The organism is Streptomyces sp. NPDC041108 (genome assembly GCF_055592645.1).
The window spans coordinates 393333-408663 of the sequence record NZ_JBVIYK010000008.1; the positions used below are offsets into that span (position 1 = coordinate 393333).

General features: G+C 73.4%; 8 protein-coding genes and 3 pseudogenes. 7 read left to right on the top strand and 4 right to left on the bottom strand.

Going from position 1 to position 15331, the window contains the following annotated elements:
* Positions 1-81: 81 nt before the first annotated feature.
* Both ACZ6BB_RS24515 and ACZ6BB_RS24520 read right to left on the bottom strand, forming a co-directional pair.
* Positions 82-4989 carry a DNA-binding protein gene (locus tag ACZ6BB_RS24515; protein WP_471617298.1) on the bottom strand — a complete coding sequence of 1636 codons (4908 nt, stop codon included), beginning with the start codon at positions 4987-4989 and terminating at the stop codon, positions 82-84.
* A complete protein-coding gene (locus tag ACZ6BB_RS24520) occupies positions 4986-5852 on the bottom strand; it encodes a DUF4132 domain-containing protein (protein ID WP_471617299.1) in 867 nt (288 codons plus the stop codon). The genes ACZ6BB_RS24515 and ACZ6BB_RS24520 overlap by 4 nt, the downstream gene beginning before the upstream one ends.
* 516 nt (positions 5853-6368) lie before the next feature.
* On the opposite strand from ACZ6BB_RS24520, the gene ACZ6BB_RS24525 reads away from it, so the two are divergent.
* The 4 genes and pseudogenes from ACZ6BB_RS24525 (at position 6369) to ACZ6BB_RS24540 (ending at position 9792) form a co-directional block, all read left to right on the top strand.
* Positions 6369-7598: a PP2C family protein-serine/threonine phosphatase gene (locus ACZ6BB_RS24525; RefSeq protein WP_471617355.1), complete on the top strand. Its 1230-nt coding sequence runs from the start codon at positions 6369-6371 to the stop codon at positions 7596-7598.
* A 213-nt stretch (positions 7599-7811) separates the two neighbouring features.
* Positions 7812-8027: a hypothetical protein gene (locus ACZ6BB_RS24530; protein WP_471617300.1), complete on the top strand. Its 216-nt coding sequence runs from the start codon at positions 7812-7814 to the stop codon at positions 8025-8027.
* A gap of 31 nt (positions 8028-8058) precedes the next feature.
* A pseudogene (gene narI / locus ACZ6BB_RS24535) lies at positions 8059-8767 on the top strand (respiratory nitrate reductase subunit gamma); the annotation flags it as partial.
* A 191-nt stretch (positions 8768-8958) separates the two neighbouring features.
* Positions 8959-9792 (top strand): universal stress protein, encoded by an 834-nt coding sequence (locus tag ACZ6BB_RS24540; protein WP_471617301.1) that lies wholly within the window; start codon positions 8959-8961, stop codon positions 9790-9792.
* A gap of 269 nt (positions 9793-10061) precedes the next feature.
* Here the strand turns inward: ACZ6BB_RS24540 and ACZ6BB_RS24545 are convergent.
* Both ACZ6BB_RS24545 and ACZ6BB_RS24550 read right to left on the bottom strand, forming a co-directional pair.
* Positions 10062-10229, bottom strand: a pseudogene (locus ACZ6BB_RS24545) (pyridoxamine 5'-phosphate oxidase family protein); the annotation flags it as partial.
* A gap of 2 nt (positions 10230-10231) precedes the next feature.
* Positions 10232-10369 (bottom strand): annotated as a pseudogene (locus ACZ6BB_RS24550) (PEP/pyruvate-binding domain-containing protein); the annotation flags it as partial.
* Positions 10370-10493: 124 nt separating this feature from the next.
* On the opposite strand from ACZ6BB_RS24550, the gene ACZ6BB_RS24555 reads away from it, so the two are divergent.
* The 3 genes from ACZ6BB_RS24555 to ACZ6BB_RS24565 all read left to right on the top strand — a co-directional run bounded on the left by ACZ6BB_RS24555 (position 10494) and on the right by ACZ6BB_RS24565 (position 15286).
* Positions 10494-11189 (top strand): response regulator, encoded by a 696-nt coding sequence (locus tag ACZ6BB_RS24555; RefSeq protein ID WP_471617302.1) that lies wholly within the window; start codon positions 10494-10496, stop codon positions 11187-11189.
* 376 nt (positions 11190-11565) lie between these two features.
* On the top strand, positions 11566-13515 hold the full coding sequence (locus tag ACZ6BB_RS24560) for a PAS domain S-box protein (protein WP_471617303.1): 1950 nt from the start codon (positions 11566-11568) through the stop codon (positions 13513-13515).
* Positions 13516-13951: 436 nt separating this feature from the next.
* The gene (locus ACZ6BB_RS24565) at positions 13952-15286 is read left to right on the top strand and encodes a GAF domain-containing protein (protein WP_471617304.1); all 1335 of its coding nucleotides are present in this window, start codon (positions 13952-13954) and stop codon (positions 15284-15286) included.
* Positions 15287-15331 lie beyond the last annotated feature (45 nt).

Below are 15331 nucleotides of genomic sequence, written 5' to 3' on the forward strand. Positions count from 1 at the left end.
TTGCTCGGTAGGGCTGTGGTGTGGGTCGTTCGTGGGTGGGGAGGGGCCGGGGGCGCCCGGTGCCGGGCGCCCCCGACAAGGTCAGCGGCGGCGGCCCCGCCGCACCTTCAGTTCCTCGAACCGGGGCGCGTCGCCGTCCTGGACGCGCTGCCAGGCCCTGCGGTACAGCTCGGCGGCCGGTTCGGCCGGCACGATCACGCCGAACGTCGCGTGCTCGTCGCTCATCAGCTCGCCGAACAGCGGCAGCTTCCACCGCTCCAGCGGCAGACGCGGTGCCTTCGGGTCGACCCAGGCGCCGGGCAGGAAGAGCGAACGCCCCGCCCTGGTGCGGCTGGCCTCCACCACCAGCTCGCCCCCCGCCAGTTCGGCACGGGCCGCCCTGAGCCGGGCCGGCTTCCACCCCGTCCACCGGGCCGTCACGCGGTCGGTCGGGTCGGGCATGGCGAGCAGCATCAGATAGAGCGTGGCGGCGTCCTCACCGATGCCGTACTCCTTCGCCACCTCGGTCACCAGATCGGGCACCGAACGGCTCGGGTCCTGCGGCCACCAGGTGCCGTCCGCGGCACGCTCGCCGGCGAGCGGGGCGCCCGGGTCGTCGAGCAGCGCCGCGAACGGGGCCGAGCGGGCCAGGCGCAGCGCCACCTCGGCCGCGTAGGGCCGTTGATCGTCCACCCGCAGCGCGGGCAGGTACGGGTCCTGGCCGGCCTCGTCGAGCAGCGCGACCCGGACGCCCGGCGCCGGCTGGTCGTCGTGGGTGGCGAGGACGACGGCGCCGTACCGCTCGAAGCCCTCGCCGGTCTCGGTCGGGGTGCCGGCCGTCTTCCGGAACTGGGTGATGCTGATGTACCGCCCGAGGTCGAGCACCAGCCCGGGGTGCGCGAGCCGCTCCCGTACGGCGGTGAGCGCGACGGGCAGCGCGGCCCGGAGCGGGTCGCCCGCGGGCAGGCGGTGGGCGAGCCAGGCGGCCAGGCCGACCGAGCCGACCAGCGTGTCCGCCGTGAACCCGACCGCGTCGTCCGTCACCGGCCGGACCCGGTCGCCCCTGACCGCCCATTCCAGGTCCTGGGTGAGCCGCGGCTCACCGGCCGGATGCAGCAGCGCGGGCAGGGCCTCGCGCACGTTCCACCGCGCATGCTTGACCGCGCGCAACGCGTCGGCGAGCACGTCCTCGGGCACGGCCGTCCGCCTGCCGACCTCGCTGTTCCACAGCTCGGCCGCGGCGGCCACGTTCGGCCCGTCGGTCCACAGACCGGCGGGGTCGTCGGGCAGCAGCGCGCCGACCACCGCCGCGCGGACCGCGCTGTCGACGCCCTGGAGTTCGTCCTTGGCGACGGCCGCGGGGGCGGCCTTGACCCCGAGGGTTTGGCGTGCCTCCGTGGTCAGGAACGTGCGCTGGTGGACGTCGACCCCCGGAAGCCCGGCCACGATCAGCCGGGCCACCGTCTCGGTGACCCCGGTCAGACGGGCGAACTCCTCGGCGGCCTCCGGGAACCAGGGCGCCGGCCCGCGCGCGGCCAGCTCCGCCAGGAACCCGCCGATCCAGGGGGCATCTCCCGCCACGCCCAGCGGGGAGGACTTCTGGAGCGTGTAGGGCTCCGGTGTCTCGAACCGCTCCGCCGGGTCGTGGAAGTACCCCCGGAAGGTGCAGCCGTCGTTGTCCGGCGAGCCGTGCTCCACGATCGCCAGGAACGCGCCGCCGCCCAGCGGCAGGAGTCCGTCCCACGAGCCCTCGCGCCATGCCCCCGACGGGGTGCGCAACTGGTCGGCCCCCAGCCTCAGGGTCACCTCGCGCCAGCGGGTGGACGCGCCGTCGTTCCCCAGTCCGAGGGCGTCGAGCCGTTCGAGCAGTGTCCTCACTACCTCGCGGTGCTCCTGAGCCGTGGTGAGGGCCGCGGCCCGGAACGCCAGGGCGCACACGCGGTCGATCAGCGCCGACAGCTCGGGCCGCCCGGTCGGCAGCCCGGTCCCGTCGAGGTGGAGGCGTACGGCGCGCTCCTGCGGCACGGCGGTCTCTCCGTGCCCGGCGGCCCTGGTCAGGGTGCGCAGGGCACGGAAGACGGTGTCGGCCTGGTCGTCACGGTTCCACCAGTAGCCGGCCGATCCGCCGACACCGCTCAGGGCCTGCTGGAGCACGGTGTCCGCCGGCCCGGCGGGTCCCTCCTCCTCCAGGCCCCCGTCGAGCGCCCGGGTGAGCCGCGCCGCGGCCCCGTCGAGGACGGCCTGCTGGCCGGCCGCGTGGCGCACGACTCCGGCGATACCCGCGACGAGCGCGTCGTGCGTGACCGGCAGCAGCGTGCGGATCGCGGTGGGCAGCGCCTCCTTGTCCTCCTGGGCGGCGGCCGTCAGCAGAGCCGCCGCGGTGTCGCCGTCGACGCGGCGCAGTGCGGCGGAGCCCTCCGGGTCTCGGGCGGTCATGCACTCCCAGAACTGCACCGGCGGCAGCAGCAGCGTGCCCTCTCCGAAGACGCCCGGCGTACGGTCCGTCTTCGCGACGGAGGTGACGACGCCGTCGGTGTCGACGATCTCCAGCTGCCAGCCGTTGCGGACGACGGCACGGGCCCGGTCGTCGCCCGGGAACACCACGAGCGCGGCCGCCCTGCCCCGGTCGGCGGGCAGGGTGACGGTGTGTCCGGCGAGGTCCCGGGTACGCAGGGAGCCGTCGGGCAGCCGGATCGTGCGGATGCCGACCACACCGTCCACGGGAGCCGAGGCCGGTGTGCGGCCGACGGTCGGGGAGGGGCCGAGCCAGCCGCTGTCGTAGGTGCTGCCCTCGGGGGCGTCACGCAACGCGTCGGACAGGAACGCGGGCAGGCTCCGGCGCCCGCGCGTGTTCGTGGCCGGGTCGTACTCGTGGAAGCCGTGGGCGTCCTGCTCGCCCTCCGCGTGCCACACCCAGTACGAGGCGCCGTCGAAGATCAGCCACCGCTCCTCGGGGACCCTGGTGTCCCCGGTGTGCAGGACGCCCGCGCCGGTGGTCCGGCCGCCGCCCGGCAGGGGCAGGGTGAGCCGCAGGTCGCCCTTGTACCAGTCCATCTCGGTGCCCCGGGTGCCGCCCGGGCCCTCCATGGTCCGGGGGCTGTCGGCGCGGGTGTGCCAGTAGCCGCGCAGCCCGTCGTTGCGGGACCGCCAGTAGACGAGCAGTTCGCCGTCCACGTGGTGGAAGCCCGGGTCGCCCCACCTGTCGCTCGCCGGGATGCGCAGGTCGTGGGTGAGGACCGTGCCCTCCGCGCCGATCACGCGGGCCTGGGCTCCGCCGGCCACGACGAGATGCGGCCAGGCGTCGGCGACGATGATGTCCTCGACGTCGTTCTTCGGGACGAGGGTGGCGGTGGCGTCCTCCCAGGCGGGCCAGCCCAGTTCGTCGAAGAGCCCGGCGCGCAGGGTCCGCGTCAGCACCGGTGCCAGGTCGGTGGCGACGGCCGCGCGGACCTCGTCCTCGGCCAGCGCCAGCGCCTCGGCCGGCAGCCACCTCAGCCGCGTGAGGGCGTCGGGCAGCTGGGGCAGGCCCACGGCGGTGAACCGCCGCACGACCCCGCTCACCCAGCGCGCCAGCAGCGGGCGCCCGCCCGGGGAGGCGGCCAGCACACGGATCGCGCGCCGTCCGGAGTCGTCGTCGCTGAACCGGTCCGCGCCCAGGCGGAAGGCGTCGTGGAAACGGGAGTCCGCGCTCAGCGACAGCAGCTCACGGTGGCCCTCACCCGGGGCCCACTGCTCCAGCGGCAGCGCGGTGGCCTTCTTCGGAGCTGCCACGGGCACGTCAAGGGACAGCAGCAGGTCCATCAGGTCGATGTCGTGCGTGACCGTCAGCTCACGTGCGGAAGACTTCAGTTCGGTCCGCAACTGGTCCGCCGCCCGTTCCACCAGCGGGTACAGCTTGGGCATCCGGGTGGAGCCGCGCCAGGACCGCGCACGCTCCCGGAACACCAGGAACCGCTCCAGCCAGCCCGCCGCCCCGTCGTGCGGGCGCTGGTCCGCGGGCAGGGAGCCGTCCCACAGCGCGGCCGTGGCGCCGGAGGCATCCAGGAGGTCCAGCCACATCGCGGGCAGATCCTCGTCGGAGGACGAGGGGAGCGTGTCCAGCAGGGTGCCGCGCATCTTCGGCTCACGCGCGGCCAGCGCCACCAGCGCCGTGCGGTGGCCCTTCCACCAGCCGGCCGCCGCGCGCAGCGTGGACGGCAGGACCAGCAGCTCGGCCAGATAGTCCTGCTCGGTCACGTCGGCGTCGAGGCCGGCGGCGCGGGCCAGCCTGCGCAGGTCGTTCGCCATCTGCGCCGAGGGCGGCAGACCGCCCGCCGTGCGGCGCAGGCACAGCCTGGTGAAGCGCCGCAGCGCCTCCTCGGCGGGGACCCGCGCGGCCAGCTCCTTCGCGTACGCCGACAGCACCTTCACCGGGAGCGCGCCGGCCAGCGCGAACTCCAGGAACACGGCGTCGAGCCGCTCCTCCTCGACGACCAGCCCGTGCTCCGCCTCGGCCTTGCGGGCGCGGGTGAACAACTGGGCCGCGTAGGTGGCGTTCTCCTCCGCGAGGAACACCCGCCCGGCCTGCTCGTAGAAGGTCGGCAGGAAGTGCGGCACCGACGCCGCGAGCCGTTCGCCCAGCTCCAGATACGCGTCCATGGCCGCCTTGGGCTTGGTGCGGGCCTGCCGGGCCGCCCGCTCCAGGTCCGGCACGACGCCCAGAGCGTGGTGACCGTCCGCCGGGTGGTGCACCAGCACCCATTCGGGGAAGCCCAGCGACTGCCGCAGCCCGAGCCCCACGACCGCCGGCTCCGCGTCCTGCTCCAGACCGAGGAACCCGGCGGCCAGATCCTCCGCCGCGCCCAGTTCCCCGGCGACCAGCCGCACCACCACCCGGTCGTCCAGACCCGGATGGCGGTACGTCCGCGCCGTCAGCGGCACCGCCCGCTCCCCGGCCCCCTCGGTGTCCGCCGGCAGCACCCCGCCCGCCGCCAGCATGTCCTCGTACGACACAGCCTCGCCCCCGCTCATGCGTCCTTGCCCTCCTCGATCACACGCCCGGCATGCAGCGCCGAGGCCATCCGCATCCCCTCCGACCAGGCCACCGGGCCCACCTCGGCCAGCGGCAGGGCGCGGCCGTCCTGGTCCTGCCAGGTCAGGCTGCCGGTCTCCACCTCGTCGTCCCAGTACGGCTCCCCGATCCACACGGATGCCTCGACGGTGCGCTCGCCGTCCCGGACGCGGGCGGTGGCGTACCCACCGGAGACGCGGTACCCGAGGGAGGTGGCGCGGGCGGCGAGGGCGAAGCGGGAGCGGAACCTGCCCCCGGTGAAGTCCCGTACCTGGGTGGCCTTGGCGGCCAGGTCCGCCGGCCGCCGCCAGGTCGCGCGGTGTATCTGCTCGACGCGCTGGACGATGCCCAGCTCCGCCGCGAACTCCCGGATGTCGTCGAGGTCCGGCAGCAGCACCGGGTGCGGCAGGGTCACCGTGCGCGGGGAGAGGCGGACCGTCTCGCCGTCCAGGTTCACGACCCGCAGTTCGCCGGATTCGGTGGCCCCCCGCAGGAAGCCGACCTCGTCCGGATCGTCGCCGACCACCGCGAGGTCCCGCAGCGCGGCCTGCCACGCCTCGTCCGGCCACACCCGGGCCAGCAGACCGGTGGGTACGGGCAGTGACGACACCATCCAGGCGTCCACCTGCGTGACGCACGCCGCCGCGTGCCGATCCAGCCATTCGGCGAACCGCCGCAGCCGGTCCACCTCCGGATGGTCCTTCAGCGCCTTCGGCAGCGACTTCAACTGCCGTCCCGCCGCCCGGCCCGAGGTGGCTCGCGCCGCCACCCGCCCCTCCACAAGGGCGACTTCATACCCGTCGCCCGCCGACAGCCAACCCACGTACCCCAGCCCCTAGCGTCAATTGCACAGGAAGAAAGCACAGTTCAGCCGGGGAATCCCGGCCCACGTGCGACCATGTGCGGAACGCTAGCGGCAGCCACTGACAATCACTGCGGGGCCCCTCCCGAGAAGCCTCCCGCGCCGCGCCGAGAGCCCCCGACGGCGAGCGGGCGCGCGCGACGATCCCCCGGCGTCCGGCAAGCCAACCGAAGCGGGTGCGCCGCCGCATCCGTAGTCCTACGTAACCGGAGTACGTATTACCGGCCAGTCACCGGGGCCGGCGCCGGGCCGTCGTCGTCCGCCGTGCGCGCTCACCCTCCGCAGCGGCCCGTGGTGGGGTGCGGCGGCTGCCCGGCCACGCCGCGGTGCCGCACCGTGACCCTTCCCGGACGCTGCGTCCCATATCGCACAAACGTGCGTGACCTGCCGGTTTTCCTGGAACGGGACCGCGCCCTCGCGGCCGTGGGCTCCTATGGTGGGGATCACGGAAAGGCCAAGGACGCTGAGGCGGCGACCATGACGGATACGGCGAACGACTACGCGGCGGTGTTCCAGGCACTGCCGGGCATGGTGGCGCTGCTGACACCCGAGCTGGTGTACGCGGACGCGAACGAGGAGTTCCTGCGCTTGTCGGGCCGCACCCGCGAGCAGGTGGTCGGCCGGTACCTCTTCGACGTGTTCCCCGACAACCCCGCCGACCCGTCCGCGAGCGGGATGCGCAATCTGGCCGCCTCCCTCCACCGGGTGGTGGAGACCGGTGAGCGGGACGCGATGGCGCTCCAGCGCTACGACGTGGAGTCGGCGGAGCGGCCGGGGGAGTGGGAGGAGCGGTACTGGAGCCCGGTGAACGCGCCGGTGCTCGGCCCCGACGGGAAGGTGGTCCTCCTGATCCACAAGGTCGAGGAGGTCACCGAGCTGATCCGGGCCCGTGGGCGCTCCCCGGGCGACCGGGCCAGCGTGCTGGAGGCCGAGCTGTACACCCGCGCCCGTGAGCTGCAGGAGGTCAACGAGCGGCTGCGCGAGGCGCACGCCCACGAGAGGGAGGTCGCGCTCGCCCTGCAGACGGCGATGCTGCCCGCGCCCAGCCCGCTCGGTCACCACCGTGCGGCGGTGCGCTACCAGCCGGCGACCGACGCGCTGAACGTGTGCGGCGACTGGTACGACCTGGTCTATCTGACCGGCGCCGACCGCATCGGCATCGCCGTCGGTGACGTGGTCGGACACGGCCTGGCCGCCGCCTGCGTCATGGGCAAGCTGCGCAGTGCGCTGAGCGCCGCGTCCCTGGTGGCGGACGGTCCCGCGCAGGCACTGGACGCGCTCGGTCTGTACGCCCGGTCCGTCGACGGCGCCGAGAACACCACCGCCGTGCAGACCTGCGTCGACTGGGACACCCGCACGATCACCTACAGCAGCGCCGGACATCTGCCGCCCGCGCTGCTGTGCCGTGACGGCGAGGTCGTGTTCCTCGACGGGGCCACCGATCCCCCGCTCGGCGCCCGCCCGGAACACACGCCCCGGCCCGAGGCCACCGTCGGCTTCACCGAGGGCGACCTGCTCGTCCTCTACACCGACGGCCTGGTCGAACGCCGCGGCGAGGACATCGACCACAGCCTCGCCCGCCTCGCCGACGCGCTCACCCGCCACCGCCGGGTCGGCCCCGAACCCCTTGCCGACGCCCTCCTGCTCGACCTCCTCCCCGCCGGCCGAGCCACCGACGACGCGGCCCTCGTCATCCTCCAGCTCTGATACCGGCCGCGGTCGGCCCCGCGGCAGTCGCCCGCGGTGGTCAGCTGAGGAAGTCGGCGACCAGCGCGGCGAACTCGTCCGAGTCTTTGCCCTGCCCTCCGCTCGCCCCGTGCGGCCCCGTCTCGCTCGTGGCGTTCGGCGGCGTCACCCTCGGCCCTGGCGCTCACCTTCGGGGCGCTGGCGAAGCGGGTCCCGGCGAGCGGCGGGCCGTATGTGTACGCCCGTGAGGCCTTCGGCGGGTTCACGGGGTTCCTCAACGCCTGGTCGTACGGGATCACCGCGTGGGCCGGCAACGCGGCGATCGTGGTGGCCCGGGTCGGCTACGTCGAGGTGTTCGTCAACACCGGCCATCGGACGTGGTTCTCGGTGCTCATCGCGCTGATCGGGCTGTGGAACACCCGCCGCGATCAACCTCACCGGAGTACGTAACACCGGGGTCTTCCAGGTGGTCACCACGGTGCTGAAGTTCGTGCCGCTGGTATTCACGCTCTGGGTCGCCGTCCCCTACATCTGCCTCGCCGTGTTCACCGTCGGCCACGTCTGGTGCTACCGGCACGACCAGTTCGGCTGGACCTCTCACACCAGTCAGCTCCTCGAACACCGCTGGCTGCGCTGCGGCGGTCCACTGTTCCACCTCGGCGCCTTCATGGTCATCGCCGGACATGTGGTGGGCCTCGCCGTACCGGCTTCCTGGATCGAGGCCGCCGGCATCGGCGAGCATGCCTACCACACCACCGCCGTCGGGGCGGGCTCGCCGCCAGGTGTGGCGATGGTCGCCGTCCTCGGCATGCTCTGGGCCCGCCGCCTGCTTTCCCGCAGAATCCGTCTGGGCACCGACCGGAGCGACAAGCTCCTCTACCCGCTGCTCTCCGCCACCGTCCTCCTCGGCATCGTCGCCCACAGCGTCTTCGGCGCCGGATACGACTACCGATCCACCGTCGCGGTCTGGTTCCGCGGCCCGTTCACCCTCCAGCCGCAACCGGAGGCGATCAGCGGCGCACCGCTGCTGCAGTTGCACGCGCTCACCGCCTGCCTCCTCTTCGCCGCCTGGCCGTTCACCCGTCCCGTCCATGTGTGGAGTGCCCCGGTCGGCTAACCTCGTCCGCCCCTGCCCGGTCCACCGACGGCGGGCCACGACACCGGCATCGGGTACCGGAACGCGGCGCCGCCCCGGTCGCGTACGCGCCGCGCCGCATGACACCGCCACGCCCCCCGCCCCGTCGAGGACCGAACGGCCCTGTCCCAAGGGGCCGTTCAGCGTTCGGTGGGTGCCGTCGGCCCCTGCCCCTCCGGGCGGGCGACGACGAGCATCGTCCCGTACGCACACACAGAGCACAGACGGAGAAGGGAAGGCACCGCCATGACTCTCCACCACCACGTCGTCGTCGGAGTGGACGGCTCACTGCTCTCCGTACGGGCGTTGGACCTCGCCGCCGACGAAGCGGCGCGGCGCCGCACCGCGTTGCAGGTGCTGTACGCCGTGCCGGACCGTGACGAAGCGGGACCGGTTCTCGCCTCCGCCGCGTCGCGCGTACGCGAACGGCATCCCGGACTGTCCGTGGTGACCACCGCCGCGGAAGGCGGCGCCGTACGGGTGCTCACGCGCGAGAGCGAGGACGCGGTCCTCACCGTCGTCGGCACGCGGGGGCTCGGCGGGTTCGCCGGTGCGCTGTCGGGTGCGGTGAGCGTGCGGCTCGCCGCGCATGTGCGCGGTCCGCTGCTCGTCGTACGAGGGGACCACCCCTACGCGGAGCGACGGGACGTGCTGCTGGCTCTGGAGAACGACACCGACGCGGAGGCGGCCGTCTATGCGGTGCAGGACGCGGAGCGGCGCGGTGCGCGACTGCGCGTCCTGCACTCCTGGACCCACCGCCACACGACCCCCGAACTGCCCTCGCTGATACCGACGTCGAGCCCGGGGCAGGAGCGGCAGGCACTGCGCGACCGGGCCGAGGAGGCCGTACCTCGCTTCACCCTGGCCGGGCTGCGGGAACAGCACCCCGGCATCGAGGTCGAGAGCTGTACGGTCCGCACCGCCCCGGCACCCGCCCTGGTCGAGGCCACCCGGGAAGCCTCCGTCGTGGTCATCGGACACCACCGGTCGCGCGGCAGGCACGGTAGCCGTCCGGGATCGGTCGTCCACACCCTCCTGCACCGTTCGCACTGCCCCGTGGTCGTCGTACCGATCGGCTGACCGCCCATCCGTCTTCCCGAATCCGCAGGGCGGGGCCAGGCCGCCCGAGCGGCCGTCGGCGGTGAGCCGGACACCGGTCACCAGGTCGGGCCACGGATACTGACCATGATGAACGACGGACTGGCTGATGTATCCGAACGACGGATTCCGTGAACTCGAACGGCACGCACCGGTCGCGGTGGCTTCGCACGACTGACGCGGTTTCGGCGCTCCTGAGCGCTGGAGACACACCAGAAGGCGGCGCCGGCCGACAGGCAGCCGCGCCGGGTTCAGACGTCCGTGGACCCGTCCGCGGCGATGAGCCGGATCCCGGTGACCAGGTCGGGGTGGATGCGGACCGCGTGATCCATGGCCTGGTGCACCCAGGGGTGGAGGAGGGCCCGGTAGCGGACCAGCTCGTGCGGGCCGGTCACCAGGCGGGCGAAGCCGGTGACCACGCCAGGTAGTCGCCGTACAGGCCGGTGCGGCCGGTGGCCGGGTCACGGGTGAAGGCGACGCCGCTGCCGGAGTCCGGGCCGAGATTGCCGTAGACCATGCGCTGCACGTTGACCGCGGTGCCCAGCTCGTCGGGGAGGTGCTGTTCGATCAGGGCCGACCGGCCCCTGGCCTTCGGGCCCGGATACGGCAATGATCACTGCACCGAGGCGGATGCCGTCCGCCGACGGACATCGGCGTGGAACGCGGAACCCAAGGAGCAATCGATGGCGGTCAGCGAGCAGCCCGGGCCGGACACCCCGATCCGGGTCTTCCTGCTGGACGACCACGAGGTGGTACGCCGCGGCGTGCGTGACCTGCTGAACGACGAGCCGGACATCACCGTGGTCGGAGAGGCCGGCACCGTCGAGCAGGCTCTGGTGCGCGTTCCGGCGCTGCGCCCGCAGGTGGCCGTGCTGGATGTCCGGCTGCCGGACGGCGACGGGGTGACCGTGTGCCGGGAGCTGCGCACGCGCATGCCGGAGCTGACCTGCCTGATGCTGACCTCGTTCGACGACGAGGAGGCACTCCTCGACTCGATCATGGCCGGGGCGTCCGGCTATGTCCTGAAGCAGATCCGGGGCTCGGACCTGGTCTCCGCCGTCCGCACCGTGGCCGCCGGCCAGTCCCTGCTCGACCCGAGCGCCACCACCAGGCTGCTGGCCCGCCTCCGTCAGGACCAGCAGCCGGAGGAGAGGCAACCGGACGCGCTGCCGGGCCTGACCGGCCGGGAGCGGGAGATCCTGGCCCTGATCGGCGAAGGACTCACCAACCGCCAGATCGGCCAGCGGCTCTACCTCGCCGAGAAGACCGTGAAGAACCACATCTCCCGCCTGCTGGCCAAACTCGGTGTGGAGCGGCGTATCCAGGCGGCCGTCATCGCCACCCAGGCGCAGGACCAGTCGAAGCAGGAGGGCCGCTGAGGCTCCCGGTGACGGCGGCGCGGCGCCGGGCCCCTCGACCGGGCCGACCGGGCCGACTGGGAACCGCAGACACCGGGCCCTGCAGTTGGCCGTGGTCGCGTACTGCCCCGTGGGACGGGCCGTCAACGCCTGTTCCCGACGCACCCACGCGAAGACGGGTCAGTGCGGTCGCGGGACGCCGAAGGCGGTAAGGGCCGCCGTCGGCGCGCGCGAGCGGCAGGGCTCCGTGCCGGTCGGGCCGGCCAGGGGCGGCCGTCTCCGGCTCGGCCGTCCCGCGTCCGGAACCCGAGCTCTCTTATTTCGGCGGGAAAATGTCATAGGCGGGCAATCAGCGACAAGGCGCCCGCTCCGGAGCCGGCCGATGCTGAGATGTGCCATGGAAGCAGGCGAGCACAAGGCGCAACCCGGCTCGATCCCCGTGGCGGAGGAACCGTTCCGCGCGTTGTTGGAGGCGGCTCCCGACGCGATGGTCATCGTGGACGACGCCGGGGTGATTCGCCTGGTCAATGCCCAGACCGAAGCGCTGTTCGGTCACCCTCGGAACGAGCTGCTCGGCCGGCCCATCGAGATGCTGGTCCCGCGGCGCTTCCGTGCCCAGCACCCGAGCCACCGCGCGGGCTACTCCGGCAACCAGCAGGTCCGTCCGATGGGCGCCGGCCTCGAACTCTACGGGCTGCGCAAGGACGGAGCCGAGTTCCCGGTCGAGATCAGCCTCAGCCCGCTGCAGACCCCCGACGGACTGTTGATCTCCGCCGCCGTGCGCGACGTCAGCGAGCGCAAGGCGGCCGAAGCACGCTTCCGCGCGCTGCTGGAGGCGGCTCCCGACGCCATCGTCATCGTGGACGACGCAGGCATGATCCAGTTGGTCAACGCACAGACCGAGGCCCTGTTCGGCTATCGGCGTGAAGAGCTGCTGGGACACCCGGTGGAAGTCCTGGTCCCTCAGCGGTTCCATCACCACCACCCTGCCCACCGCCACGGTTATGTCGACAACCGCAGAGTGCGCCCCATGGGTGCCGGCCTGGACCTGTACGGGCTGCGCAAGGACGGAGTCGAGTTCCCGGTCGAGATCAGCCTCAGCCCGCTGGAAACCCCGGACGGCACCCTGGTCTCCGCCGCCATCCGCGACGTCAGTGAACGCAAGAGGGCCGAGACCCAGCTCGCCGAACTCTACGAGCAGCAGCGCCATGTCGCCCTGACCCTGCAGCGCAGCCTGATGGGCTCGCCTGCTCCCCTGCCCGGCATGGACACCTCCAGTCGCTACTTCCCGGCACGGCAGGGTCCCGGTGTGGGCGGGGACTGGTTCGACCTGATCGCCCTGGGCGGCGGTCGCATGGGAGTGCTGATCGGCGACGTCATGGGCCGTGGCCTGGAGGCCGCCGCCGTCATGGGCCAACTGCGCTCGGCCTCGCACGCCCTGGCCAAGACCGGCATGCCCCCCTGGCAGCTGATGCGGGCCCTGGACGCGGTCGTCAGCGAACTGCCCGACCAGCTCGTCACCTGCTGCTACCTGGTCCTGGACCCGGACGAGAGCGCCCTGACCGTGTGCTCCGCCGGGCATCTGCCGGTGCTGCTGGTGGACCCCACCGGACAGGTCCGCAGGCTCCCGGTTCCGGTCAGCGTGCCCCTGGGCGTCGGAGAGGTACCCCACCAGGAGACCCGGATGACCGTGCCGTCGGCCTCGGTACTGGCCCTGTACACCGACGGCCTGGTGGAAACCCCCACCAGCGACATCGAACTGCAGATCGACGCCCTCGCCATAGCTCTGGAAAAGGCCCTCGCCGACCTTCCCTGCCTGGAGCGGGCCGCCGACTCCGTCCTCACCGCCCTGCTGCCCGATCCCCAGGACTACACCGACGACGTGACCCTGCTGCTGGCCCGCATACCCCCTGCCCCGATGACCGCGGTGTCCGCGCTGCTGCCCGCGCAACCGGTCAGCGTGAGGGAGGGGCGCCGCTTTCTGCGCCGCACCCTGCGGGACTGGCACTGTGAGCACCTCACCGATACCGCCTGTCTGCTGGCCTCCGAACTCATGGCCAACTCGGTGCGCCACGCCTGTGACCCGCTGCGCCTGCGCCTGCGCCGCGCCAGGGACGAGCTCCACATCGAGGTCTGCGACGGCAGCCCGGTCCTGCCCCGTGCCAGGACCGCGGGTCCCGATGAGGAGTCCGGACGCGGACTGGTCCTGCTCGACCAACTGGCCTCGGCCTGGGGCACCCTGCCCACCCAGGACGGCAAGACCGTGTGGTTCTCGCTCCCCCTGCCCGGCTCCGCCCACCGCCCGGACGAGAACGGAACGGACGATCCGAGCACCTTCCCGGAGTGAGCCGCCCGGTGCGGCACGGCGTGACCCCGGCCCGCAGAGCCGAGCCGTCGCACGTCGACTTCGGCGAAGCCGAGTGGTTCACCCCGGTCCGGGCGTTCCACCCCGGCGGCGCCGCCTGCGCCAGACATCGCGGGGCACTGTCGCTCCGCTCGGCTGGCGAGCCGTACGCGGGGCGGGCCGTACGGTGGGTGAGGCGCCGGCCCACGGTTGTCCAGGAGGAGGTGGCTCCTGCGACCGTCGATCGCTTTCCGCCCGGCGCCGTGTGAACCCGCGGACCGTCCGCCAGGGCGAGTGGCCGACAGACGGGGCATCGCGTAGCGGCGGGACCCAAATGGCCCAGGCACGAAGGCCGTTCGGCCCCTACGGCTGGTCCCCGTGTACGGGTGAGGCTGGCCCGACCGGACAGTGAGCAGGGAGCGTGGGAGGTGCTGGCCGTATGGATGCTTCCACCGCGGCCTCGGCCTCCACGCTGCGCGCAGCCCACGAGCGGTTCGTGACCTCACCCGGAACGCCGTCAGGAGTGCGGCGTCTGGTGGCCGACTCGTGGCGGCGTTGCAGAGCGTGCGGCGTACGGCCCGACGGCAGTCGTCCGCCTCCCTCGCCCAGGACGTCCGAGGAACTGGCCGTGTACCGCAACGTCCACCCGCTGGCCGCGGTGCTGCCCCTGTTCCGGGAGCTGTTGGGAGCCGGTGCCGCGGACGACGGGCATGTCTTCGCGGTCGGCGACACCGACGGGACGCTGCTGTGGGTCGAGGGGGATTCCGCGGCCGTCGAGCGTGCCGAGCGGATGCGCTTCGTCGAGGGGGCCCTGTGGTCGGAGGCGCAGGCCGGGACCAACGCGCCGGGCACGGTGCTGGAGGTGGGCCATCCCGTGCAGATCGTGGCCGGCGAGCACTACAGCTCCGCGGTGCACGGCTGGTCGTGTGCCGCCGCTCCCGTGCGCGACCCCGGCACCGGGCGACTGCTCGGCGTGGTCGACCTCTCCGGTGGCGGCACCATCGCCACGCCACCCGCCCTGGCCGCGGTGCGCGCCGCCGCGCTGGCGGCCGAGGCGGAACTCGCCCGCGCGCTGCCCGGACCGCCGGCCCTGCTCGGCCCCGACGGGCACGTGCTGCGCGTGTCCGCCGCCGGATCTGAGACGGGGGCACGGCTGACCGCCCTGGGCAGGGACCACGCCCTGCTGCAGTGCGACGGGCGTGTCCACCGGCTGAGCCCGCGGCACAGCGAGATCGTGGTCGCGCTGGTCATCGCGGGCCGGGGTGTGACCGGTGACCGGCTCGCGGTTGACCTGTCCGAGCGGGACGTGTGCTCGTCGACGTTGCGCGCCGAGCTGACCCGGCTGCGCGCCGTGCTCGGCCCCGCCCTGCTCGGATCACGGCCGTACGCCCTGCTGGGCCCCGTGCGGACCGACTTCGCCGACGTGGCCGCGCTGCTCGCCCAGGGCCGGGTCGCCGAGGCGCTGGCCCGTTACCCCGGTCCGCTGCTGCCGCGTTCCGAGGCGCCGGCGATCGCCGAGCATCGCAGGGCCCTGGAGCAGCAGTTGCGCGGTGCCGTCCTCGGCGGTGGCGATGCCGGGCTGCTGCGCCGCTGGGTGGACGCGGCCCGGGGAACCGACGACGCCGCCGCATGGCTGGCGCTCGCCCACCTGCTGCCCGGCGGTTCGCCGCAGCGGGCGGCAGCGGCGGCCCGCGCTCGTGCGCTGGACGCGGAGCTGGTGGTCCCGCGCCAGGTGGGACGCCACGCAGCGTTGTTGCAGCGTTCCCGTCCCTAGCGTGCTGAACATCAGCACGATCGTCGTGATGAGAGAGGGGACGGT

Coding starts and splice junctions, on each gene's coding strand:
- ACZ6BB_RS24515 (WP_471617298.1), bottom strand. CDS start 4,989: ATGAGCGGGGGCGAGGCTGTGTCGTACGAGGACATGCTGGCGGCGGGC.
- ACZ6BB_RS24525 (WP_471617355.1), top strand. CDS start 6,369: ATGACGGATACGGCGAACGACTACGCGGCGGTGTTCCAGGCACTGCCG.
- ACZ6BB_RS24540 (WP_471617301.1), top strand. CDS start 8,959: ATGACTCTCCACCACCACGTCGTCGTCGGAGTGGACGGCTCACTGCTC.
- ACZ6BB_RS24555 (WP_471617302.1), top strand. CDS start 10,494: ATGGCGGTCAGCGAGCAGCCCGGGCCGGACACCCCGATCCGGGTCTTC.
- ACZ6BB_RS24560 (WP_471617303.1), top strand. CDS start 11,566: ATGGAAGCAGGCGAGCACAAGGCGCAACCCGGCTCGATCCCCGTGGCG.
- ACZ6BB_RS24565 (WP_471617304.1), top strand. CDS start 13,952: ATGGATGCTTCCACCGCGGCCTCGGCCTCCACGCTGCGCGCAGCCCAC.